The organism is Acinetobacter sp. I-MWF (assembly GCF_025433935.1).
GTDB lineage: Bacteria > Pseudomonadota > Gammaproteobacteria > Pseudomonadales > Moraxellaceae > Acinetobacter > Acinetobacter guillouiae.
This window is the reverse complement of the sequence record NZ_JAMBAR010000001.1, coordinates 746,598-769,965: the sequence shown is the minus strand read 5'-3', so window position 1 is coordinate 769,965 and position 23,368 is coordinate 746,598. Positions and strand designations below refer to the sequence as shown.

The 23,368-nt window shown below is 35.9% G+C and carries 23 protein-coding genes and 1 pseudogene; 11 read left to right on the top strand and 13 right to left on the bottom strand.

All coding sequences use genetic code 11. The annotated features are described in order from the left end of the window. Window positions 1–140: 140 nt before the first annotated feature. Window positions 141–449: pseudogene (locus M2R48_RS03715) on the bottom strand (hypothetical protein); the annotation flags it as partial. Window positions 450–619: 170 nt separating this feature from the next. Between M2R48_RS03715 and M2R48_RS03710 the strand changes: the two are divergent. The 5 genes from M2R48_RS03710 (at window position 620) to M2R48_RS03690 (ending at window position 4,392) form a co-directional block, all read left to right on the top strand. Continuing rightward, entirely contained in the window at window positions 620–1,273 is a 654-nt protein-coding gene (locus M2R48_RS03710) for a glutathione S-transferase N-terminal domain-containing protein (RefSeq protein ID WP_262085138.1), read from the top strand. 26 nt (window positions 1,274–1,299) lie between these two features. Continuing rightward, window positions 1,300–1,740, top strand: coding sequence for a ClpXP protease specificity-enhancing factor (locus M2R48_RS03705; RefSeq protein WP_239046407.1), 441 nt, complete (start codon window positions 1,300–1,302; stop codon window positions 1,738–1,740). A gap of 15 nt (window positions 1,741–1,755) precedes the next feature. Next, window positions 1,756–2,415, top strand: a complete 660-nt coding sequence (locus M2R48_RS03700) for a hypothetical protein (RefSeq protein WP_004819206.1) — start codon at window positions 1,756–1,758, stop codon at window positions 2,413–2,415. 457 nt (window positions 2,416–2,872) lie between these two features. Continuing rightward, the gene (locus tag M2R48_RS03695) at window positions 2,873–3,844 is read left to right on the top strand and encodes a hypothetical protein (protein WP_262085137.1); all 972 of its coding nucleotides are present in this window, start codon (window positions 2,873–2,875) and stop codon (window positions 3,842–3,844) included. Between the two features lie 14 nt (window positions 3,845–3,858). Next, window positions 3,859–4,392, top strand: coding sequence for a GTP-binding protein (locus tag M2R48_RS03690; protein ID WP_004722957.1), 534 nt, complete (start codon window positions 3,859–3,861; stop codon window positions 4,390–4,392). A 548-nt stretch (window positions 4,393–4,940) separates the two neighbouring features. Here the strand turns inward: M2R48_RS03690 and M2R48_RS03685 are convergent. The 9 genes from M2R48_RS03685 to acnD form a co-directional block, all read right to left on the bottom strand. After that, window positions 4,941–5,789 carry a GGDEF domain-containing protein gene (locus M2R48_RS03685; protein ID WP_262085136.1) on the bottom strand — a complete coding sequence of 283 codons (849 nt, stop codon included), beginning with the start codon at window positions 5,787–5,789 and terminating at the stop codon, window positions 4,941–4,943. 710 nt (window positions 5,790–6,499) lie between these two features. Next, the gene (locus M2R48_RS03680) at window positions 6,500–7,216 is read right to left on the bottom strand and encodes a DUF1003 domain-containing protein (protein ID WP_004819201.1); all 717 of its coding nucleotides are present in this window, start codon (window positions 7,214–7,216) and stop codon (window positions 6,500–6,502) included. Window positions 7,217–7,818: 602 nt separating this feature from the next. After that, the gene (locus tag M2R48_RS03675) at window positions 7,819–8,286 is read right to left on the bottom strand and encodes a hypothetical protein (protein ID WP_004819199.1); all 468 of its coding nucleotides are present in this window, start codon (window positions 8,284–8,286) and stop codon (window positions 7,819–7,821) included. Window positions 8,287–8,535: 249 nt separating this feature from the next. Continuing rightward, window positions 8,536–8,985, bottom strand: a complete 450-nt coding sequence (locus M2R48_RS03670; RefSeq protein ID WP_004819197.1) for a hypothetical protein — start codon at window positions 8,983–8,985, stop codon at window positions 8,536–8,538. Between the two features lie 389 nt (window positions 8,986–9,374). Next, window positions 9,375–9,578 (bottom strand): hypothetical protein, encoded by a 204-nt coding sequence (locus M2R48_RS03665; protein WP_081407350.1) that lies wholly within the window; start codon window positions 9,576–9,578, stop codon window positions 9,375–9,377. A gap of 291 nt (window positions 9,579–9,869) precedes the next feature. Next, complete coding sequence (locus M2R48_RS03660) at window positions 9,870–10,445, bottom strand: DUF4126 domain-containing protein (RefSeq protein WP_151956807.1); 576 nt, start codon at window positions 10,443–10,445, stop codon at window positions 9,870–9,872. Between the two features lie 126 nt (window positions 10,446–10,571). Then, window positions 10,572–10,706: a zinc ribbon-containing protein gene (locus tag M2R48_RS03655; protein WP_004722968.1), complete on the bottom strand. Its 135-nt coding sequence runs from the start codon at window positions 10,704–10,706 to the stop codon at window positions 10,572–10,574. Window positions 10,707–11,255: 549 nt separating this feature from the next. Continuing rightward, complete coding sequence (locus tag M2R48_RS03650; RefSeq protein ID WP_262085135.1) at window positions 11,256–12,161, bottom strand: HNH endonuclease; 906 nt, start codon at window positions 12,159–12,161, stop codon at window positions 11,256–11,258. A gap of 178 nt (window positions 12,162–12,339) precedes the next feature. Continuing rightward, window positions 12,340–14,946, bottom strand: a complete 2,607-nt coding sequence (acnD, locus tag M2R48_RS03645; protein WP_262085134.1) for a Fe/S-dependent 2-methylisocitrate dehydratase AcnD — start codon at window positions 14,944–14,946, stop codon at window positions 12,340–12,342. A gap of 238 nt (window positions 14,947–15,184) precedes the next feature. Between acnD and M2R48_RS03640 the strand changes: the two genes are divergently transcribed. Continuing rightward, the gene (locus M2R48_RS03640) at window positions 15,185–15,907 is read left to right on the top strand and encodes a YgfZ/GcvT domain-containing protein (protein WP_224964831.1); all 723 of its coding nucleotides are present in this window, start codon (window positions 15,185–15,187) and stop codon (window positions 15,905–15,907) included. Window positions 15,908–16,156: 249 nt separating this feature from the next. On the opposite strand, the gene M2R48_RS03635 is transcribed toward M2R48_RS03640, so the two are convergent. Next, window positions 16,157–17,341 (bottom strand): PQQ-dependent sugar dehydrogenase, encoded by a 1,185-nt coding sequence (locus M2R48_RS03635; protein ID WP_262085133.1) that lies wholly within the window; start codon window positions 17,339–17,341, stop codon window positions 16,157–16,159. Between the two features lie 363 nt (window positions 17,342–17,704). Then, window positions 17,705–17,950: a hypothetical protein gene (locus M2R48_RS03630; protein ID WP_004722984.1), complete on the bottom strand. Its 246-nt coding sequence runs from the start codon at window positions 17,948–17,950 to the stop codon at window positions 17,705–17,707. A 175-nt stretch (window positions 17,951–18,125) separates the two neighbouring features. Between M2R48_RS03630 and M2R48_RS03625 the strand changes: the two genes are divergently transcribed. The 5 genes from M2R48_RS03625 (at window position 18,126) to M2R48_RS03605 (ending at window position 22,395) form a co-directional block, all read left to right on the top strand. Beyond that, window positions 18,126–18,383 (top strand): hypothetical protein, encoded by a 258-nt coding sequence (locus tag M2R48_RS03625; RefSeq protein ID WP_262085132.1) that lies wholly within the window; start codon window positions 18,126–18,128, stop codon window positions 18,381–18,383. Next, on the top strand, window positions 18,380–18,700 hold the full coding sequence (locus M2R48_RS03620; RefSeq protein WP_262085130.1) for a low molecular weight protein tyrosine phosphatase family protein: 321 nt from the start codon (window positions 18,380–18,382) through the stop codon (window positions 18,698–18,700). Before M2R48_RS03625 ends, M2R48_RS03620 begins: the two co-directional genes overlap by 4 nt. 110 nt (window positions 18,701–18,810) lie before the next feature. Beyond that, entirely contained in the window at window positions 18,811–20,550 is a 1,740-nt protein-coding gene (locus M2R48_RS03615) for a DKNYY domain-containing protein (RefSeq protein WP_262085129.1), read from the top strand. Between the two features lie 102 nt (window positions 20,551–20,652). Further along, the gene (locus tag M2R48_RS03610) at window positions 20,653–21,360 is read left to right on the top strand and encodes a DsbC family protein (RefSeq protein ID WP_262085128.1); all 708 of its coding nucleotides are present in this window, start codon (window positions 20,653–20,655) and stop codon (window positions 21,358–21,360) included. Window positions 21,361–21,582: 222 nt separating this feature from the next. Then, complete coding sequence (locus tag M2R48_RS03605; protein WP_209826796.1) at window positions 21,583–22,395, top strand: tetratricopeptide repeat protein; 813 nt, start codon at window positions 21,583–21,585, stop codon at window positions 22,393–22,395. A 39-nt stretch (window positions 22,396–22,434) separates the two neighbouring features. On the opposite strand, the gene M2R48_RS03600 is transcribed toward M2R48_RS03605, so the two are convergent. Then, complete coding sequence (locus tag M2R48_RS03600; RefSeq protein WP_262085127.1) at window positions 22,435–23,358, bottom strand: AEC family transporter; 924 nt, start codon at window positions 23,356–23,358, stop codon at window positions 22,435–22,437. Window positions 23,359–23,368 lie beyond the last annotated feature (10 nt).

Genomic DNA, 23,368 nt, shown 5'->3' with positions numbered 1-23,368 from the left:
CCGAGGTTTTTTTATGTGGTAACTATTCGAAGTTATTTTGTTTTATCTCGCTTAGAACAGTCCATGACAGCGTCAGAAATCCCATCAGCAGCTTTTGATTCTGTAATCGTACAGCCATTTTCCTGATAAGTTCGAGTTTCCTTAGAAAACTTATGATCTTTCGGGATCGGTGCATTACACGGCTCATCGGTCTTTACATTGACCATTTTCACGGGTCCATCGTTATAGATCGTCACCTTACAACCCTTTACAACGTATTCTTGTTTGATCCCACCATACATTTCATCTTCAGAAGCAGCAGATGCAACATCACAGGCCTCATCTGCACGACATAAGGCCCCTGCTCCAGCCACTTCCGCTCCAGCGGCTTCGGTTGCTTCAGCAGCAGCCTCTTGTATTTGCGCATCTACAGATTGCTTCTTTGCATATGTATTTGAAATACCCATCATCAACAGCAATACCAACGCCAATTTACTGTGCTTATTTATTAAATTCATAGGTTTATCCTTGTTTTCTATCTACTTGATAGCAATACCCACCATAAGCTTATTAAAGTTAAGATGATTTTATTGTCTATTTTTAGTATTCTACTCTATTCACTTCACTTAGTTTTTGGAATATGCCTGTCGAAAATGCACCTCAACAAGGGATTACGTTGTATAGCCACGAGGATGACTTTCGTTCACATTGGATTAGATTTCTTCTTGCAGAAAAACAAATTAAACACACCTTAATCATTGTCGAAGAAGATGATGAAGATTTAGCCAGTTTAAATCCATATAATCAACTACCTATGCTGATTGAAAATGATTTAAAGCTGTTTAATACCAGTATTATTTCTGAATACTTAGATGACCGTTATCGACAAAACAAACTCTATGCGGATGCCCCAGCACCACGCGCAGAGCAAAGACAGTATATTTGGCGCTTTGAACAAGATTGGCTTAAACTTGCAGATATTATGCTACGCCACCCAGACACACTTAATGAAACTGCAAAAAAGAATGCACAAAAACAATTAAAAGATACTTTGGTATCCCTTACCCCACTTTTTCAACATTATCCTTATTTTATGTCTGAAAACTTTACAATTTTAGATTGCATGTTAGCGCCAATTTTCATACGGTTAAAACATATGGGAATTGAACTACCGAAACAACAATCTCGTCCAATTTTATTATATTGCCAACGGATTTTTAGCCGCCCTGCTTTTTTAAAGTCGATGACTTTTAAAGAGAAAAGCAGATATAGTGAATTTTTGGCAAAATTCTAGATCGCAAATCAATAGAGTATTTTTTAATGTCTGAACAAGAATTGAACTTAACCCCAACTCGACCATACCTTGCACGCGCAATATATGAATGGATTTGCGACAACAATTTAACGCCATACTTACTTGTTGACGCAACCAAACCCTACACCGATGTACCACAACAATTTGTACAAGATGGGCAAATTGTATTGAACATCGCACCACATTCTGTGCATATGTTAAATATGACCAATGAAGCAATTACCTTCTCTGCTCGTTTTAGTGGTGCATCTAAAGATATCTATGTGCCTATAAATGCCGTATTAGGCTTGTATGCACGCGAAAATGGACAAGGATTATTCTTTGATCCAGATGAATATGCCAATGTGCAAATAGATGAAGATGTTTTAGAATCAAATACTAGTGAAGAAGTAGAAACTAAAACTGAGACACCAAAGAAAAAACCAAGTTTAAGAATTTTAGAATAGAACAAGGAGAACTGAATGGCTTTTGATCTCGTACAATACTTTGCTGAGCAGATAAAGATTCAAAAGCCTCAGCTATTATCTCAATTAGAGCCTGCTCAACGTATAGCACATATTGAAGAACTCAATGCTTTAACGTTGGGTAAACTCATTACGCTATGGCGTAAAGATGATGATGCGTTGTATCAAGAAATTCTTTCGCAAGATCAGTTGTACAGCCAAGAAATTTCTCGACACCTCACCACCTCTACTCAGAATAAATCCAGTTTAGATAAATCTATACTTGAACCAGCAACAACGGAAATTCTTGAACTACAGCTTGCTGAATTAAAGCAACTTGAAACAGCTGGAAGTTTAGGTAAGCGAGGGCTTCGAGAATTGGTGATTGGGCAAATTGAGCACCTATCAGGTCAGGCGAAAGATTGGGTTTGGTCAACAAACGAACTAACCGAACTGATTGGCTCTCAACCTGTACCCGAGGAAGAGATATCATTAGATGAAACGATGAAGGAGTTTAATCAAATGGTCAATGTTCAAAAAGCAGATCTTCATACAGATCATCAAGACGTCGTAGTAACCGAAACGGCAAACCCAACTTGGGCTAAAATTGCAGAACCTGTGGTAGCACTTGTGGTTTTGTATATTCTTTTTGAAGCAGCGACGAAGCTTTTTGCTTAATTTAGTTTGATAATTAAAAATTATAAAAAGCGATCAAAATGATCGCTTTTTTTCATGTAAAAAATACTTAAGTAATTTTAATCATTTCACGTGATTAAAATCACAGTAATAATATTATAAATGATAAAATATGCATAATCATAATAAATATTCAAATCACTATTAAGTTAAGCTTTTATTGATAAAAATAACTAAGCAATTTATTTAACTTTAAGATAGATTTTTTATAATAACTAATGTTAATTTAAAGCTATGAAACTCTCTAAACTTTAAGAAAAATTAACAGTTTACACAGGAGGATAATAATGTAAGAAATATACTGATTAAATGCCAAGCAATTAAACATTAAAAAAATGATTTTACTGGAAAAAGAACAAATCTAGCGTTAACTTAAACTAACTACGACCGTTAAAAAACAGTTTACACTTTAATTTTTTAATATTAGATAAGTGATATTATGAACAATCAATGTATCAATATCGCAATTTCAGGCTTAGGTTTAACCACCTCTGACGATCTTAAAATAAGACTTAGAAAAATTTTACCAACCAATATTGGTATAAATTGGACAAGTGTTTCAGATCAAAATATAAATTGTATTTTGATCAATGAGCAGTTTTTTGAAAATAATAATATCCAGAATATTATCCAAAATAAAAATATTCCTTATTTAAAAATTTCAAAACATAGTGAGCATAAAGAAAGTGCAGAAGACAATTTACTCTGCATCCCGATTTATGACGAATTCACATTGAAAAACTGGGTCAATATCAAATTACTGCATAAGACCGAAACAGAACAGCTGGAACTTAGCCAAGTTCCCGATGATGAAGCCGAGGATCAACTTGAAATCAAAGAAATTGATTTTTTTGCAGCGCTTTTCCATCACGACAGTCGCAAAGTCATTTTAAATGATCATCTCGGCACGATTGCGATTATCGACCATCATGCACATTTGGCATGGCTAGAAGCCACCCGTGAAGAATACCAAACAGATCGCTCGATACACTACACTGCGGCAGTCACTGCGGACTTTATAAAAGTTTCTCGTAAACGACAATTCAACTTAGAAAATTGGTTATTTAACCTAATTTGGAAAAACCCCAATTTAATCACCGTACCTGCGGCTGATAAATATTATCGTCTCAAATTCTGGATTCAGCCCAATGAGTTGGATAAGAAATTACTGTTACAACTAAGTGCATGCTTTATTTCTGGAGCTGAGATTCAACACGTCTCAGACAAACTCAACATTCCAGTCACAACCGTCCAGCACTTTGTTGCTGCGAATTTAGCCATCCATAACGCTGAACTGATTTCAGCAAAAGAAAGTCTATTTGATAAAACACCAAGTAATACTGAGCAAACGGAAGAAAAAGGGATTTTAAAAAGCTTTTTTAACAAATTAAAAAGTCGATTTAAATTTTAAGGGATAAATACACGATGATTATTCAAAAGTATAAAATTGTTTTTGCAGGCTCAATGGGGGCAGGTAAAACTGAAGCAATTAAATCATTATCAGAAGTACCTGTATTAGCAACAGAAGCATTTAACACCGATGATCGTAGCCATAAAAAACTAAACACAACCGTGGGAATCGATTATGGCGAAGTAACCCTAGATGATGGCAGTAAAGTTGGGCTGTATGGCACACCAGGACAAGGTCGCTTTGACTTTATGTGGGGCGTGATATGCAAAGGCGCGATTGGTACGATTCTGTTGATTGATCATAGCTTAGCAACCCCCTTAGATGAACTCGAATATTACCTCAATATTTTTAAACAATATGGTGAAAACATTGTGATTGGAGTCACCCATATCGATGATGATATGAATAAGCCAACGCACCAATACCGTCAATGGTTGATGGAACGTAATCTAAATTTACCTGTATTTTTTATTGATGCACGCAAAAAAGCCGATGTGTTATTGCTCTTAGAAACCTTGATCACCACATTAGAAGTAAAATATTTATAGACTATTGATACGTATCCGCTTACTGGAAGTGTATTCGGATACTCAAAAGTCACTATATTTAAACCATTTAATTATTCATATAAGTGATATCTATAAAGTCATTGATCAGAAATTAAGCTTATGTTTTGTATGAACTTTTAGAAACTGTTGGTTAACAATTCATTTTTTGTACTTTTGAATCCTAGATGGTTATCCTACCGCGGGGCGACATGGATGTCGCCGTTGGGCGGGGGTACAGGACGTACCCCTCGCCAAACAAAAGATTTTTGTCACTTTTCATCTCTGAAAAGTGAGGCATCGCCTACGCAAAGGGATTTAAACGTTGAATTTAAGGTGTGGCATTGCAAGCTTTTTTATAATTAAACAATTGATTTTTTCATATAATTTATTTAATTAATTAATAAAAATTATATTCTTGTGTATGCGTTTTTTGACAGGTTAACTATATTGAAAGCCGTTATTTAAGCAATGGGGAAATAAAACCGAATCCACTTGATAGCATAAAGGAATAAAATCTTTAGCCTTATTACTGCTTGTAAGGCTACTGTTTATAAGATTGCATGAATTGTTGTTTGTGACTTACCTTGTGCTTTAGACTGATACATCAATAAATCTGCCTGATGTGTTGAATCATCAACATTGTCAGGTAATTCATTGTAAATACGGATTCCCATACTAAAATCGATACCGAATTTATGCTTCAAGCCACTAAATAAGAAACTATTTCTAAGCCGTTTTGCGTAGTCCTCGATTCCTTTTAAATCAGTATCTTGTAAGATCACTACAAATTCATCACCTCCCATACGAGCAACCACATCAGAATGGCGTGTCGCAGCTTGCAATACATGAGCGAACTCGACTAAAACATCATCACCTTTGCTATGTCCATAGGTATCATTTACCGCTTTAAAGCCATCTAAATCTATAATAGCGACAGCTAAGGTATGTTCTTTTTTGCAATATCGCTTTTTTAGTGCCTGATACTCTAAATTAAAGGCACGAGTATTATTCAGCGATGTCAGAGAATCTTTCATTGCCATTAAAGTCATTTCATTCAAATTATTTTTTATTCTCAACAATAAAAAAGCCACAACACTAAAGAAGCCAAGCCTTACACAAGCATTCCAGAAAGGGATAATCGAATTTGTATACTGGTGCCCTGCACTATAGTCAGCATATAACCAAGTAATCCCCGATAAAATAACCGTAATCATCGCGATATGCCTGTTGTCATACCAAGCAGCAATAGAAACAGGAATCAGATAAAACACTGCAAATGAGTATTCATAGCCAGTCGCCAGATCAATTGCACCTAAAATGATGATGATAAAAAGCAAACTAATACGACGTACAACCATCGAACTCATCAACAGATAGGTCTCCAATTGTTTAATCATTTAGACATCATCCTTTGTCCAATAGTAGCAAGCTTTTACAACAGCTTGAATTGCAGAACCCAAAACAACAACACTTCAAAAATCCAATTAAATCGATGTTTTAATTAATTTTAATAATCGAATTTAGACGTCAATGAGTCACTTATAGTTAAAATATGCAATAAAGTAAAGTTTTGAATATGATGATTTTTAGCTTCTTATAGGTAATTTGTTAATTGCTTTGTCGGTAAGTTAATGAGATCAAATAAATGGAATTGTAAAATATAGTTTTTATCGAATTTTTCAGGATGAGCGGGAAAACAACTCTGGTTTACTTCAACTATTAAAACTTTGTAAGTTTTAATCCTATTGCCTATAAACTTTTGATTTATAGCGTCCTAAGCCGAATCGAGACCTTGTGGGTAAGTACTACACTCACGTTGTACGTAACTGGTAGCAATCTACTCTTTTCGATCCCTTACATCCTTGAGATAAATATTAACGAAATCGGCTCGGGATTATTTTCCTAAGATTAAGATTTTCTCGTGAAATTTAGAATTATTTCCCGCAATCAAACACAATCTCAGGATTTTTTATCTTTTATATTTCTAAAATGATTTTTTATTGCAAACTAATTTAAAAAATCGAGAATATATTTCTGTTCTTATCAACAAAGATGCAAACCCCAAAGAGCCGTAACGCTCAAAAGCTTTTTCTGTATTTTTAATCTTTCACTCGTCTTTTTTTATTTCTCTTTTATTCATTTCCGATAATAAATCCAATTGAATTTCCTGAATTTTTGCCAGTTTATCCCACTGGTGAATGAGTAAATGATCTATTTTTTCATGCAAATGACGGATTTCTAATTCAGCTTTCAAATTGACTTGATAATCATTTTGGGAGCGTAAGCGGTCTTTGGCTTCTTGACGGTTTTGGCTCATCATAATAATTGGTGCTTGTACTGCAGCAAGACAAGATAAAATAAGATTTAATAGAATAAAAGGATAAGGATCAGCAGGTTGTTTTACGATCACAACTGTGTTTAATAAAATCCAAACAACTAAAAAAAGCATAAAACAAATTAAAAACGTCCAACTTCCGCCAAAAGTCGCAATTTTATCTGCGAGCCTTTCCCCAATGGTCCATTTTTTTTCGAGTTGTGTTTCAGTATTTTTTGTTATTAATTCATGCTGTTGCATACTATTAAGCACTTCATACTCTAGGTTTGACACCTCCCCCTGCTCCGATTGAAGCAAAGATTGCACATACTGCATACGATATTTGGTTAAATCTGCTTTACAAATATAATCCTGCGCAGACCAATTGGGAAAATCTCGTGCAATTTCTTCAGTAATAACCTTACGTATAGCCCCGAGCGGAACAACATTCGCATGTGAAAAAGTTTGATTACATATCAAGCAAATATGATTTTCATTTTTATCATTCATTGCAATACTCTTTATCATTGTTTGGTTTCAATATCTGTCATTATTTGAATAAAGTATAGAACTTATTTTAATGTGATGCTGTGATGAAATCATTTTGCTTTGATGTATTTTTCTGATGTTTTGAATACTTTTGAATAGGCTTAATTGATGAGTCTTATTTGAGATTTTCACATTATTTTTATCGAATTTTTCAGGATGAGTGGGAAAACAACTCTGGTTTACTTCAACTATTAAAACTTGGTAAGTTTTAATCCTATTGCCTACAAACTTATGGTTTATAGCGTCCTAAGCCGAATCGAGACCTTGTGGGTAAGTACTGCACTCACGCTGTACGCAACTGGCAGCAATCTACTCTTTTCGATCCCTTACATCCTTGAGATAAATATTAGCCAAATCGACTCGGGATTATTTTCCTAAGATAGATTAATTTTTTTATTTTTTAGGAAAATTTTCCTTTAAAAGTTACTTAATAAAGAAAATTTTTCAACAAAGCTTATTTAATGATTTTTTATTGCATAAATTCTAAAAAAAATGCAAATTTAATTTATAAATTTGCATTTTAGTCATTCTATTTAAATGATCACACGCTTTAATCTACTAACTTAAGACGCATCTTTTAGCGAGGTTGTTTTACTATCACGCAAAATATCTTCCAAGCCTTGGGTATCCTGATTTAAAAATGCGGTTAAACTCGCTTTTACCTGTTCAAGCGTACTGTGTTTGATTGCAAATACTTCTTTATTTTTCCGTGTCATCAAGCCAAATAATTCACGTTGTTGAAAAATCAATTTGATATTGCTTTCTATCTTAAATTCAAAATCCTCACTTTTTGCATAAGCATTTAATGTAATTTTTAAAAATGCTTCTGACACTGAGTTCAACACTGTAAAAATAGTGTTTCGACCATCCAATTGTAATTGCAAAACGCGTTGACGGCGCCAACTGATACTTTCAAATTTCGCCAATATCTCAGCAATGTCTAAATCGCTCTCTTGCTCCATCTCACGCTCATCGGTGTGATTAGGATACTGAATTTGAATTTCAAACTTGTTCATTATTTTATAACGCATACCCTTAAAATCTATTTGTAGTGTAACAACACTCTTTAAAATTAATAACGACTCCAATCAAAAAATTATAAATTAATCATTGATTTTAAATTACAAATTGTAAAATTTATCACTATATTTAATTTTTATATGCACTAGGTGTATTTTATCTTTTGGGCAAACAATCAAACCCGTTTATTCTTTTTTTTACAGATCAATAAGGAAGCTCAAGCTTCCTTACTTTTTATAAAAGATGTCGATCTCTAGTCATTATGCCAAACGATGCTCTTGCAGCATTTTTTTATGCATCAATTGTCGATATTGTTCTGTCATCTCTTCGATTTGCCCATTTAGGAATAAGCTGAGCTGATCTGAAACTTGCGCTTGGTTTAAGTTTTTATACACCACATCATATTTCTTTTTGCGCGTTAAAAATCCCAAAAATTCTTTACTTTCAACAACCAGTTGGATATTGCTATCGATCTGAAAAACAGGGTCTGCTTTACTCGAGTGTGTATTTAACTGGATATGTAAATAAAGTTCTGTCTCCGTGTCCTGTACAGCAAAGGAAATATCAGAATTTTCAACTTGTCCCTGTGTCAGGAATAAACGGCGCCAATTGATCGCATAAAATTTTGCACGAATTTGCTCAATGTCCTCTGCCTCAAATGATACGATATCTTGTGCAGGCAAATTGATCTCGACCTCGAACTTTCTCATTGTTCTCACCTATCCATGTGATGTTTATATTATGAGCTATTAATAGCATTTATATCTTTGTTTTAAAACAAATATTTATGTTAAATCATTAAAATTTATTACTTTTTATCAAACACTCATCACAAAAATCAGATTATTTATTGATGAAGTTTTTATTAATTTTTCTATTTTTATATCAACCAGTAAAAAGTATCAGCATCTTTCAATTCTCAAGTTATTTAAAAAAATGAGTCAGCATAAGCTTTCGTCGTGACTTCAAACAATTGACGTTTAAAATTTACATTTCAATTGAATAGATATACGTTCTATCCCTTTTAATGTTATGCAGTTCCACCACATAAAGATGGAACAGCAGGTAAAATTGGTGCTGGTTAAAGGCTATGAGCTTCTTAACAACAGCAAACACATCCCTTAATTTTTTCACGAGGCCAATTCATCTTTGCTCGTTTAATTGCCAACTCACTTGTCGCAAAAAAACCCAGTAGATTTTGATTTTCCGCCTTAGGTAAATGCTCACAAGCTTTGCTTGCATTATGTACTTCATATACACCATTGGCTTGCGCATTTACATTGATAATAAATTTGTCCATCATAAAAGTTTCCCCCAATACTCTTAAAAAGACCTTGAGATTAAATCCGTAAAAACGATGTTTTTATTAATCCCATAATAAAAGTATGCCTTTATGATGCAAAAATCAATCTCTCTTTTATTGATTTATTGTTGGGGAAATTTGTCTTTGTATTCGATTTAGAGTGAATCAACTTCCTATGTCAAAAAACAGAAAACACTTAATCCAATTTAATGACTCAACCCAATTGAATTGAGTCATTATCCTCTTTGAATCTTGATAAACACTTGTTTCACAAATGCTAAAACACACTAACTACAATGGATGAACAACGCTTTCTTGTTTTTTCTTTCTTAACCAGCGAACCGCTAGCACCATCAAAATAATACCAACAATCACCACCAATACAGGAACGATAAGTGATAATACCGATACCACGATTGCCCCAATCCATTCACCTGTAGACACCAAAGGATTGGCTATTCCACCTGTCGTTGCAGTAGATACACCACGAACCGCAACCGTGCCCATTTGTACAGCTGTTGCTGTACCACCACCAACGATAATCGCAGCCGCCCAGCTCGCAAACTGTGACATTTCACCTGTACTGACCGCCATGGTGGTCAATGTTCCAGCCACCATCGCTGCTGGCGTTGCAATGGTATCTAAAGCATTGTCTACCCAAGGAATATAGTACGCACCAATTTCACAAATGGTTGCGACAGCTAAGCCAATACATACCGATGGTATCGCTAACCACTCAAAACCTTTCATTGGCTCAAACCAGCCCATCAGTGATGCAACACTCATCACCAATAACGGTACAAATACACGAAAACCGCAGGCGGCACTTAAACCAATGCCAATACATAGACTCAGGATTGTTTCCATAATGATTTATCTGCCTTTTTCTCATTATCTTTTCAACTATTATTAAATTAACAAAAAGCCCTATCACTGGATAGGGCTTTTGCTTAAAACAGGGAGTATCTGTTTTATCTGTGCGGCTTAGCAATCTTATTTTTTAAATTGATTGCCAAGGCATTTGGTACACTGGGGTAAACGATCTGTACCAATTTCTAAGTAAGTGCGATGTCCGCATTGGACACAAAAATAGAAGCCTGTTCCGGGTTTTTCGCCAGCAGTAACCATTTTTGTTCTCCATAGGTTTTAGAAATGGTGAATAAAGTATAACCATATTTTGATGTATGTCTACTGTCTATTTCCAAAAATGATGGTGTCATTTTTGCAAGAAATGATTTCAAGGAAGAGTTTCATAAACTTTATATTGTTTTTGTGACCCAATTTTCAACTTTAAGTCCAGTAACTCGTAAGAATTCTTTTCCATAAAAGCTTTTCTTATACTTATTCTACTTTTGCTTAGACTCTTACATGTCATTAGATCCATTTTCGCCTAATTTTGAGTCATATATTATTACAATCGAAGCCTTATTAATTGACTAAACTTTTATTAAAAGCGGCATATGAATATTTTAAAATCTACGACATACAAAATCTCACTATCTAATTTATTTCTAATCATTCTCAAACTGAGCCAGTTCTATTCTTCATAGGATTTAGAAATCGTATTTATACTATGATTTGATAATATTGATTATTTATCACTTTATTAATGACGGTTCTATTAAAAGAAAATAACTTAGCGTTTAAGTATGACTTTCATTTTCTCCTTCACACCATTTAATTATTTAACCTTGCATCAATTATTATTTTTTTTAGGTCATCTATTTTAAATAACGGCTTTCCTTTATGTAACATTCTATGACAATTTGAACAAACAATAGCTAAGTCCTCTAATTTAGTTTCAACTATACCACCTGTTTGACCTAGTGGTATTAAATGATGAACTTCACAAAACTCCTCTCCTATTTCTCCATATTCTTTTTTGAAATCAAAATGACACACTTCACATTCTAATCTTCCCAAAATAGATAATACTTTCTGCTTCTTCTGTTTAATAATATTTGAGTTTCTCTCTCGGATTAAATGTTTTCTCATCCTAAAATTACCTTCATTAGCTCCTAGATCATCGATATCAAGCAATTCTTCTAATGAAGAACGTTCTTCAATGTATTTTTGAACTTTTCTTAATAAAGGTCGTGCTTCCAATGTTTTTGCATACCAAACATTACTTTGCCCAATGCCTCCTTTTACTCTCCTAGGAATTGGAAATTTTCTTTCATTAACTGGTAAAAGATAAGCATCTTCAAAATCAGCTTTAATTCGATAGAATTCTATTTTATTTTTCTTATGTAATCCGGAGGTAGACTCAAAATAAGTTTCATCTCTATATACTGTAGCATTTATATACCACCCAACGATAACTGTTCCACCACTCTCAGGACCTGCTGTCCAAATAACTGTTACTCCTTCAATATACTGGTTATCCTTACTAGCACCAAGATTGGTAATATTAATTTTTCCAGATGAACGTACATACCCATAAACATAGCCTTTCATGTTAGTAAAATTACAAACTTCATGACCTGTTTTACTATCATTATAAGCTCCTCCCCTTTCTAAGGAATCTCCATCTATTCCATTATACTTTTTCATCCAACCAATATTACAAAATAAAACTTTCATTTTAATACCATTTATTAATAAAAACCCCACTTAACAGTAGGGTCTTTTTTCAACAATTTCAATTCCTTTTTTCCTTAATCGCCCCCCCTTGCGAAGTAATACTTCTCATCTTTAAAAAGAGAAGAACTTCCTCCTTTTTCAAAGGAGGGTTGGGGAGGATTTAAAGAATAGAATTCAATTAAGCCACTTGCCCTTCCAAGAAATCCTGTGCAAAGCGTTGTAATACCCCACCCGCTTCATACACATGCACTTCTTCTTCAGTATCCAAACGACAAGTTACAGGAACTTCAATCACTTCACTCTTACCATCAACCGTGGCACGCTCAATCACCAAAGTTAAGTCTGTACGTGGTGCAATATTACCAATCACGCTATACAGCTCAGTACCATCAAGCTTTAAGGTTTTACGGTCAGTACCCGCTTTAAACTCAAGTGGTAAAACACCCATACCAACAAGGTTAGTACGGTGGATACGCTCAAAGCCTTCAGCCACAATCGCTTCAACCCCAGCAAGACGAACACCTTTCGCAGCCCAGTCACGGCTAGAGCCTTGACCATAATCCTTACCAGCAATGATGATTAGTGGTTGCTTACGATTCATATAAATCTCAATCGCTTCCCACATACGCATCACTTCGCCTTCTGGCTCAACACGCGCTTTAGAACCTTGTTTGATGGTACCGTCTGAACGAACCACCATTTCATTAAACAGTTTTGGGTTGGCAAAAGTTGCACGTTGCGCGGTCAAATGGTCACCACGATGCGTTGCATACGAGTTAAAGTCTTCTTCAGGAACACCCATTTTATGCAGATATTCGCCTGCTGCCGAATCCATCATAATTGCATTCGATGGTGATAAATGATCCGTGGTAATGTTGTCAGGCAAGATCGCAAGTGGACGCATATTTGACAATGTACGTGGTGCAGCCAAAGCCCCTTCCCAATACGGCGGACGGCGGATATAAGTACTTTGCGGGCGCCAATCGTATAATGGGCTTTCTGATTTTTCCGTCACACCCAAATCAAACATCGGGATATATACTTTACGGAACTGTTCAGGTTTTACAGATTGTTTAACCAATGCATCAATTTCAGCATCCGATGGCCAAACGTCTTTTAGGTAAATTGGATTACCGTCTTTGTCATTGCCCAATGAATCCGTTTCAATATCAAAACGAATTGTGCCCGCAATTGCATAAGCCACCACCAATGGCGGTGAAGCCAAAAATGCTTGTTTTGCATAAGGATGGATACGACCATCAAAGTTACGGTTACCTGAAAGTACCGCAGTGGCATATAAATCACGGTCAATAATTTCTTGCTGAATCTTTGGATCTAAAGCACCAGACATACCGTTACACGTCGTACATGCATAAGCCACAATACCAAAACCAAGCTTTTCTAAATCTTCGAGTACGCCAGCTTCTTCAAGATAAAGTGCAGCAGCTTTAGAACCTGGTGCAAATGACGATTTCACCCAAGGTTTACGTACTAAGCCCAATTCATTTGCTTTACGTGCCAACAACCCCGCAGCAACGGTATTACGAGGGTTTGAGGTATTGGTACAAGAGGTAATCGCAGCAATAATGATTGCACCATCAGGCATTAAACCATCAGTACGGTTTTCAACTACGCCTGCAATGCCTTTCTCTTTTAAATCTGCTGTTGATACACGTGCATGTGGGTTTGATGGACCTGCAATATTACGTGTTACCGTTGAAAGATCGAAACGAAGTACGCGAGGATATTCTGCTTGTTGCATATCCGATGCCCAAAGACCAATTTCTTTGGCATAACTTTCCACCAATTTGATTTGGTCAGATTCACGACCAGTCAAGGTTAAATAATCAATGGTGTTCTGGTCGATATAGAACATTGCCGCAGTTGCGCCATATTCTGGAGTCATATTGGAAATCGTTGCGCGATCCCCCACAGACATACTGTCCGCGCCTTCACCAAAGAATTCTAAATATGCACCCACTACACGTTCTTTACGCAAGAATTCTGTCAGCGCTAAAACGATATCTGTGGCAGTGATGCCAGCTTTGCGCTGTCCCACCAATTCCACACCGATAATGTCTGGAAGGCGCATCCAAGATGCACGACCAAGCATGACATTTTCAGCTTCCAAACCACCAACACCAATAGAAATTACACCCAATGCATCTGTATGTGGCGTATGTGAATCCGTACCAACGCAAGTATCTGGAAATGCAACACCTTCACGATTTTGAATCACTGGAGACATTTTCTCCAAGTTGATTTGGTGCATGATGCCGTTGCCTGCTGGGATCACATCAACATTTTCAAATGCTGTTTTGGTCCATTCAATAAAGTGAAAACGATCTTCATTACGACGGTCTTCTACAGCACGGTTTTTTTCAAATGCATCTGGGTCAAAGCCACCGTATTCCACTGCTAGAGAGTGGTCAACGATCAACTGCGTTGGTACAACAGGATTAACTTTAGCAGGGTCACCGCCTTGGTCTGCAATCGCATCACGCAAACCTGCAAGGTCGACTAATGCTGTTTGTCCTAGGATGTCGTGACATACCACACGTGCTGGATACCAAGGGAAATCATGGTCTTGTTTACGGTTAATCAGCTCTTTTAAAGACTGTTCGAGAATGGCTGGATCACAACGGCGTACCAGCTGTTCAGCCAATACTTTTGAAGTGTATGGAAGTTTTGCATATGCGCCTTGCTGGATATCTTCTACGGCTTGACGCACATCGAAGTATTCGAGCTGGGTACCTTGCAGTGGTTTACGATAGTTGTTATTCATTAGTTTTGTGCCTCTTGCATCATTTTGTACTGCGTGTCTAATGATTGGCATAGTACACTGTCGAAAACCCATTTCCCAAATCGTTTATATTTCATAAGCTTAGATATAAAAACAGGGGTTTTAGAAATATTTAGTAACAACTTCATTAAAATATTTGCACTAAATCTGCTTTTTTTTGAAAAATAGCGGAAAATAAGATTAATTCTTTAGTATTAGATTTAAGATAAGCGAGCAATTCATGAGCGATCTAGCTTTCTCCTCATTTACCTTGATTGGTGTTGATGCAATCAAATTTCTACAAGGTCAAGTGACTGTAAACGTTGAAGCTTTGGCTGAAAATATCACCCAATACACTGCGATTTGTGATCTTAAAGGCCGTATCCATTTTGGCTTATGGCTTAAAAAAATTAATCCTGAACATTTAGAGATTGTTACGACTCAAGATCAAGCCGAAGAATTTGCCAAACATATTAAAAAATACGGCGCTTTTTCTAAAATGAAGCTTGAAGAAACTGGACAAGTTTTTCCAACATTGAACGGCTCAACGACAGATTTTTCTGCTACAGAAACCGATATTTCAGTATGGGAAATTGCTGCAATTCAAACTGGTCAGGCTTATATAAATCAAGCAATTGAACATGTATTTCAACCACAAGAATTACGCTTACACCAACGTGAAGGAATCAATTATGACAAAGGCTGTTACCTTGGTCAGGAAGTGATTGCACGCCTCTGGTTTAAGGCAAAACCAAAAGCATGGTTACATGTCATTCAAGGTACAGGTCCTGCCCCTGCTCAAGCTGAACAATTGAATAAAGGTGTTCAAGTAGTAAACAGTGCAGCATTTGAAAATGGTTATATTGCGCTTGTGGTTGCCCGTCCTGATGCTTTAGAAGAGTTAGATGTGACTGTTTTAGCATTACCTGAAAGCTTAAGTGGTGATGTGGCGAGACCGCAATAATTTCTCAAAATTGTCTACAATAATAAACCTACAACCTTGTAGGTTTATTTAGAGAATTAAATGATTAAGTCAATTACAACAAATTTAACAATAACAATTTTTTAGCTTCATTTTCATAGATGAATACTTTCTGATCTAGTACTGCTTCCAAAGATTTATCGACAATTTATATTTTTACTTTCACCTGAATTTTGTATCCTCAGCCATGCTCTTTTTACTAACTCCTAAATTTTTAGAAAAGTTGAAAATTTAGGAAGATGCTTTTTGCCGAACATAATAAATCACACCACTCTTATCATCAGAGAAATAAAATGAATTTTCATCTACTCGATAAATATCACAAGGGCGACCATAGACATTTTTGCCCACTAAAAAACCATCCATAAACGTCTGTAGTTTTTGCCCTTTACGCATAATCACAATTTTATAGCCATGACCAATTGTGGCATCGGTAGAACCATGTAAAGCAACTAAAAAAGAATTTTTGATGGTGTCGTCTGTATTGGGATGATCAAAATAGTCAAAACCAAGTGCAGATGAATGCGCAGGGAAATAGGCATAAGGAGGCAATACATTTTTGCAACCTGACGGACGTTTAAATTTTGGATCTGCCAAAATTTTACCATTCGACGAATAACATGAAGCCCAACCATAATCTGCATCACGTTTGAGTGCATAAAAAGTTTCATCAGGCTTATTTTTACCCAAATGATCCACACCTTGATTGGTGGCAAATAAAAAATTACCAACCCATTTCAAACCGACTGCGTTGCGTAAACCTGTAGCAAAAATCTTTTGTTGCGAACCATCGGGATTCATTTCTAATACTGTTGCCCGAACTTTTTCTTTCTCGGTACAAGCATTGCAACTTGAGCCGACAGAAACGTAAATTTTCCCGTTCCCACCCACAGCAATTGTTCGCGTTAGATGCCAACCACCATATTTATAACTTAAACCATAGTCAGGAAAAGTCACTAAAACTTCGGCTTTATCGGTTGGTTTAATTTCACCTTTGGTAAATTTTCTTCGGGTAAGTTGATTGGTTTCCGCTAAATACAACCAATCTTGCCCGGAAGAATCTGTATAAAATTGAACTGAATTAGGGTTCTTCAACCCCGTCATATAAGGAATAATTTTGCCAAACTTTCCCGTTTCAGGGTTCCATTCATCCAAAATATAAACAATGCCTTTTTTATTATCAGTCAAATCGTGCATATCTGTTACAAACATTCTGCCATCGGGAGCTTTACTAAAAAAACGAACTCGCTTTAAGCCCTCAGCCGCCGGAATAATTTCGTAATTTGCGGGAAGATTTAAAGAAAAGCGTTTCCCATTTTTTAAGTTTACCTGATGAGGCACAAGATTTGGCTGTTGGGCTAAAATCCCCATTGAACAAACTAAACTTATGAATAAGATTGACAGTACTTTAATCATAGATACGTCTCGATTAATCTTAGGAAAAACAGCCTTCTTTTTTATATTATATAACTTGAAGCACGAGTATATAGTCAAATAATTTTGTTAGAAAAACACAAAACCATCTAGATACAAACCATTGTTTTATATTGTTTTTAGCCAAACGCCGAAAGTATTGTTGTAGTGGATTAATGCATTCACTCTCATTCTACGGCACACAGTGCATCAAAAAACCAAACTTAAAAAAATAAACAATGACAACATCAAAAGTTATTACTTTAGAAAGCCCTAACCACCATCAATACATCGATAGAGGGCTAATCCAAGTGCTTAAAGCATTTTTATAGCCCAATTGAACAGTTCACTAATTTTCAAGGAGTATCAAAACCCATGAAATAATTTATTCATGTCTTTACACAAATAATCTTTAAAGTGAAATGCCCGTGCATGTTTTGCATCAAACTTGGCCGTTTGACCATCTTTTTCAAAAATATAAACACGGTCATCCTTACTGACAAGAAACTCACCACCCAGTTTGATCAACAAGGCATCTATCTTATCTTCATCAGCAATACTGTCATCTTGGCTGACTTTGTCATAATTACGTCTAATGCCTTTAATAAACATCGTCTACTCACACGTTCTATTTAGCCAGAATTATACCCTTTTCATTGCCTTTAAAATGGCCCTAAATAAACATTATCAAAATCATTCGGCTTGTTTACCCCGATAAATACTTATAAAATAGCCCAATCATGTGTTATCGCGGCTGCTGAACCCGATCAACTCATGAGTTTTATCTATGGACATTACACAACAATATTTTGAAAATGAATTAAACCGCAATCGCGCTTGGAGACGTAAGGTAAATTATTTACACCGTGGTCGAGATTGCAGAAATACTTCAACCCTTTGGAAACCAGAAAAAGACTGGAAATTACTTTGGAACAGATCGTTAAAAAGATCTCGCTCGAAACAATTAAGAATTGAATATCCACGTATTTCTTCTGCCAAAAGACGAAAACAAGCACAATATGATTTTTGGAAGACTGCTGATTGAACACCCTTTTTATTTGTAGTCGTAACCAATGGCGTAGTCCCACTGCCGAGCGTGTCTTTGCAGTGGGCTATGGCATTTCCACACGTTCCGCGGGAACAAGTAAACACGCCAAACATGGTATTTCTGCCAAAGATATTGCGTGGGCAGATATGATTTTTGTCATGGAGCAAAAACATAAACAAAATATCAAAGAGAAATTCCCCAACCAGTTACAGCATAAAAAAGTCATGGTATTGGATATTCCAGACGATTATCACTATATGGATGAAGAATTAATTGAAATTTTAACAGAGACCATGCAACCCTATTTGCCTTAAATGATAAAGACCTTGTCATCAATCAACACGAACAATTCATCACTAAAATGATGACAAAATAACCTTAAATTGCCATAGCTCAATCCAATCAATATTTAACAATAAAATAAATGATGCAGAATCCACTAAAAGTATTTTCTATCATTAAAACCTTTACGCTTATCTTGGTGATATGCGCGTTTCTATTCAGCTTTAGTTTTATATTTAGATTTTCTGACTCAAATTCAGATGAGATTCCTTTTACGGCGACTACAGAAAAACTTGGGATATTTGAAAAATATAACAACCAAATCTATGCCGCTGTACCCAGCAATGGTGATTATTTGATCCCAGAAGCAGATGTTCAAAGTTTTTATTTACCCAATGATGATTACCAATACCGACAACTAGGTGCAGATAAACTGCATGTCTATTGTGGCAATATCATCCTAAAAGGTGTGCAACCTCAACAGGTGAAAACTATTGGGGATGGTTATTTTACTGCTGGAAAAAACACTTGGTATTGCTCCCCCTCCACCGAACGAAATAAGGATTTAAGTGCGCTTCGAGAAGTGTGGCAAATCATGCAACAAAATTTTGCCATAGGTTCAAAACCACAAAGTTATCTCTACCCCTATTTTAAACTTGGATCAGGCAATCTGCCTTATTGTGTCAATTCCGAAAATGATACGGCAAGTAATGGGACATTCACCTATTTTCAAGGGAAATTACTTTCAGGAGCCAATCCAGACCAACTCAAACTTGTCTTAGGTGAACATAACTATGCCTATCGAGCGGATGGAAAAAACGTCTATTACAACAACACCCTGCTCGATTTAAAAGACAATGGAAAGCTTTATAGTATTGAAATAGACGGTTTAAATAACCAATATTATTTGCTCAATCCTGTCGATGGTATGGTCTATGTCAACGAATTTGCCTTTGATCCGCAATACGCGCCTTATCATCTCTTAAGCGAACATGGCGCTCACATTAACCATGCTTTGTTTTACAACGACACAGGGATTTATTATTTTGATCTGAACAAGAAAAAAATGCGTCGCGTAGGTGATAGTCCATTTTTAGGCAAAGCATTTAAAGAAATCGCACCGCTGATTTTTTCTGATGGCACACAGCTTCTCTATCTACAAGCCAGTGAATATCGCAGCAATAAAGGATCAGCCTCTTCCAAATCCACCCATATTCTAAAATTAGCTGAACAACTTCATTCCTCATGGCAAAAACTTGGGGATGTAAATTACAACTATGGCAGTGTATGGAAAAATGGCAATGCGTTTTACTATTTTGATCAGTTAGGAAATAGCCAACTGGTTAAGGCCACGATTTATCATATTCGCGACCCACAAACGATTCAAAATTTACTGAGAACGCAACCACGCACTGACGATATTCGACAATGGATTGATGAGCAAAAGATGGTTGAAGCCAAACACACAGAATTGCTCGAAGTAGAGACAACTAACCACTCAGACAAATATTGGGGCTTGTTTGTTCCGATCATTTTCGTAACTTTTTTGAGTATGCTGATGTGGATATTTAAACGGTTTAATTTAAGTTTTGCCCCATTTTATATACGCAATCATAAACTGATCGTCAGTAATTTGATGATGACCTCTTACCCTTTAGATCAGGTCACATGCGTTGAATTTAGTACCCATAGGACAACAGCAAATGGCGGTTATATTGGGCACTTTCAAATTTTACAGCGCAATGGAAAACGTAGCAGAATCTTTAATTTTAGTACGCAATTACGCTTACGGAGTGACTCACAAGTAGAATTAAATCAATATATCCAACAACTCAGAAATAAGTTAACACGCCATGGTATCCAGAATACAATACGAAATTAAGCGTGGTATCAACTGAATATCACATTGGCAATTACATGATCTCAATATATTTTTGATCATTATTGAGTGCACAATATCCACATTATTATTTTGAGCTTTAACATGAAAATCTGGTTATCTCTTCTGACTTTGGGTCTTTTTAGCTTTTCTTCTGCACATGCAGATATTCAAACTTTGCAGCAAAACTTAAAAAACAAATATCCTGAGATTCAGGTGAAATCGGTACAAAACTCACCAATTAAAGATGTTTATGAAGTCTATATGGGTGGGCGTATTGTTTATACCAATGAAGAAGCAAAATATTTCTTTGTCGGCAATTTAATTGATCTTAAAGAACAAAAAAATCTGACCGAAGAACGTATGCAAGCGCTAAAAAGTATTGATGTAAAATCATTACCGTTGAAACAAGCCATTAAGCATGTCAAAGGTAAAGGTGAACGTGTAATCTACGTATTTAGTGATCCTGACTGTCCATATTGCCAACATCTTGAAAAAGAATTAAAAAATATCGACAACTTAACCGTTTACTTATTTTTATACCCAATTACCCGTTTACATCCAAATGCTGAAAGTATTTCACAGCAAATCTGGTGCTCTAAAAACCAGTACCAAGCGTGGGAAGACTATTTAATTGATAAGAAACAACCGACTTCAAACAAGTCATGTACGAACCCAATTGAGAAAAATATTGCTTTAGCAAAATCACTCGAAGTCGATGGTACACCAACATTCTTCTTACAAGATGGCACCCGTATTTCAGGCGCACGTGAAGCAGGCGAAATTGAATTACTCCTCAAAGCAGTAAAATAACAGCCCACAGCCTAGAGAATAAAAAATTTCTCTAGGCTTTAATGTTGTTAAAATACCCTTAATTCTTTCTTATTTATAAATAAATTAAAATTTAAATACACTAACTTATACAATAGGCATGTTTACATTTATAATTTTCAAATTATGATAAAAACGTCCTCAACAATGTTCTCACACCATAAATGGAATTATGTTGAAATTAAAACAAGGTATATCGTCAAAATGAAAAAAATTCTATTCGCTACACTACTCAGCTTTTCATGTATTTCTGCATTTGCAGCAGATACAGCTAAAAGTAACGTTGACCCTGCATTTGTCAAAGCACAAGAGCTGATTCAAGCAAAAAACTATCCTGCAGCGTATCAAGAACTTGAGCGTCTTGCAAAAGCTGGCAATGCGCAAGCCTTATATAACTTAGGCTATTTAACCCAAACGGGACAAGGCACAACCAAAGACGATAAGAAAGCTTTGAAATATTATCAAGATGCTTCAGCAAAAGGCTATCCTGTTGCAAGTTATGTCTTGGCGCAAAGCTATGCGGTAGGTCAATTGGGCTTAGCCAAAGACGAAAAGAAAGTTCGTGAATACTTAGAAAAGTCCTCTGCTCAAGGATTTGATGATGCTACAGTGGAACTTGCGGTTTTACTATTTGCTGAAGGCACACCCGCATCTGACAAGCTTGGCTTACAAAAACTTGATCCTTTAGTCAAAAAAGATTTTGCACCTGCAATTCATGCGAAAGCGCTGTATGACATCACCGATGGTTTAAAGAAGAAGAATGCAGCAGCAGTTAATCAAGGTTTAAAATCAATCCAAGATTTAGCTAAAAAGGGATATATCCCAGCATTAATGGCTGTCGGAAATATGCTGACCAATGGCAATATCATTGATCAAAATCTACCAGAAGCACAAAAGATTTTCTCAGAACTTGCTAAAAATAATGTGCCTAAGGCAAAAGAGTCTTTGGATGTTGTAAACAAACTGATTGCTGAAAAAGGCAAAACACCTGCTCCAGCAGCACCAGCAAAAAAATAAGCAGCTCTTAAAAAAATACTCTCGCAAGAGAGTATTTTTTTACCACCAAACACCAATCAAAACACTCACCACAATAAAACTCAATAAAGTACTAATCATCAATGGTGTCAGTGCTTTTTCATTTAAACCATAGACTTGCCCAAAAATTCCAAATATAGAAGGCATAGGCAAAGCGGCAATCAAGGTACCTGCATAAATCATCTTTTGATCCAAATCGGTTAAATGAGTCAAGCCTAAATAAACCAATATCGGCATACAGATATTTTTAGAAACCACCAAATAAATAGTTTGCAGATTAAGTGATTGAATCGTAATCCCAACCATCCCGCCACCAATAATAAATAACGCTAAAGGTGAGGCAGTCTGACCTAACAAGGCAAATACTTGGTCTAATACATGTGGAATTTGAATTTCGAAGATCGCACAGCTCATGCCAATCATCACTGACAAGAATAATGGGTTTTTTAATAAAGTCAGAAATGTTGTTTTTAAAATAGCGGCTAAATTGGCTTGTCTTTGTCGCCCTATTTCTGCCAAGGTTAACATCAGCGGTACAAGAAATACGCTTTCAATGATCACAATCAGTGAAATATAAATCATGGCTTCACTACCCATCAGCAAAGTCAAAATTGCTGCGCCCAGTAACCCAGTATTGGACATTGATGCGCCTAGTGAAAATACAGAAGCATGGGTAAAATGGTTGTTAAAAAGCTTTTGCCCTAAAATAAAGGCCAAAATAAATAGACTAAAAGTGACGCCTGCATAAACAAAGAAATAAGCAGGATACCAAATCTCATGTAAATCTTTTGCAGCCAGTGCATGAAGTAATAAAGCAGGCAATGCAATTTTGATTACAAAAGCACCAATTGCAGTAATTTGCTCTTTAGAGATCAATTGGATTTTGACAGATATAAAACCCAAAAATAGCAGGAAAAATACTGGAAAAATTACCGAAAAAATCATTCAAGCCGTT

Coding starts and splice junctions, on each gene's coding strand:
- M2R48_RS03655 (WP_004722968.1), bottom strand. CDS start 10,706: ATGGTTACTGCTGGCGAAAAACCCGGAACAGGCTTCTATTTTTGTGTC.
- M2R48_RS03610 (WP_262085128.1), top strand. CDS start 20,653: ATGAAAATCTGGTTATCTCTTCTGACTTTGGGTCTTTTTAGCTTTTCT.
- M2R48_RS03635 (WP_262085133.1), bottom strand. CDS start 17,341: ATGATTAAAGTACTGTCAATCTTATTCATAAGTTTAGTTTGTTCAATG.
- M2R48_RS03670 (WP_004819197.1), bottom strand. CDS start 8,985: ATGAGAAAGTTCGAGGTCGAGATCAATTTGCCTGCACAAGATATCGTA.
- M2R48_RS03705 (WP_239046407.1), top strand. CDS start 1,300: ATGTCTGAACAAGAATTGAACTTAACCCCAACTCGACCATACCTTGCA.
- M2R48_RS03675 (WP_004819199.1), bottom strand. CDS start 8,286: ATGCGTTATAAAATAATGAACAAGTTTGAAATTCAAATTCAGTATCCT.
- M2R48_RS03700 (WP_004819206.1), top strand. CDS start 1,756: ATGGCTTTTGATCTCGTACAATACTTTGCTGAGCAGATAAAGATTCAA.
- M2R48_RS03630 (WP_004722984.1), bottom strand. CDS start 17,950: ATGTTTATTAAAGGCATTAGACGTAATTATGACAAAGTCAGCCAAGAT.
- M2R48_RS03690 (WP_004722957.1), top strand. CDS start 3,859: ATGATTATTCAAAAGTATAAAATTGTTTTTGCAGGCTCAATGGGGGCA.
- M2R48_RS03680 (WP_004819201.1), bottom strand. CDS start 7,216: ATGAATGATAAAAATGAAAATCATATTTGCTTGATATGTAATCAAACT.
- M2R48_RS03685 (WP_262085136.1), bottom strand. CDS start 5,789: ATGATTAAACAATTGGAGACCTATCTGTTGATGAGTTCGATGGTTGTA.
- M2R48_RS03710 (WP_262085138.1), top strand. CDS start 620: ATGCCTGTCGAAAATGCACCTCAACAAGGGATTACGTTGTATAGCCAC.
- acnD (WP_262085134.1), bottom strand. CDS start 14,946: ATGAATAACAACTATCGTAAACCACTGCAAGGTACCCAGCTCGAATAC.
- M2R48_RS03650 (WP_262085135.1), bottom strand. CDS start 12,161: ATGAAAGTTTTATTTTGTAATATTGGTTGGATGAAAAAGTATAATGGA.
- M2R48_RS03640 (WP_224964831.1), top strand. CDS start 15,185: ATGAGCGATCTAGCTTTCTCCTCATTTACCTTGATTGGTGTTGATGCA.
- M2R48_RS03600 (WP_262085127.1), bottom strand. CDS start 23,358: ATGATTTTTTCGGTAATTTTTCCAGTATTTTTCCTGCTATTTTTGGGT.
- M2R48_RS03605 (WP_209826796.1), top strand. CDS start 21,583: ATGAAAAAAATTCTATTCGCTACACTACTCAGCTTTTCATGTATTTCT.
- M2R48_RS03695 (WP_262085137.1), top strand. CDS start 2,873: ATGAACAATCAATGTATCAATATCGCAATTTCAGGCTTAGGTTTAACC.
- M2R48_RS03660 (WP_151956807.1), bottom strand. CDS start 10,445: ATGGAAACAATCCTGAGTCTATGTATTGGCATTGGTTTAAGTGCCGCC.
- M2R48_RS03665 (WP_081407350.1), bottom strand. CDS start 9,578: ATGATGGACAAATTTATTATCAATGTAAATGCGCAAGCCAATGGTGTA.
- M2R48_RS03615 (WP_262085129.1), top strand. CDS start 18,811: ATGATGCAGAATCCACTAAAAGTATTTTCTATCATTAAAACCTTTACG.
- M2R48_RS03625 (WP_262085132.1), top strand. CDS start 18,126: ATGGACATTACACAACAATATTTTGAAAATGAATTAAACCGCAATCGC.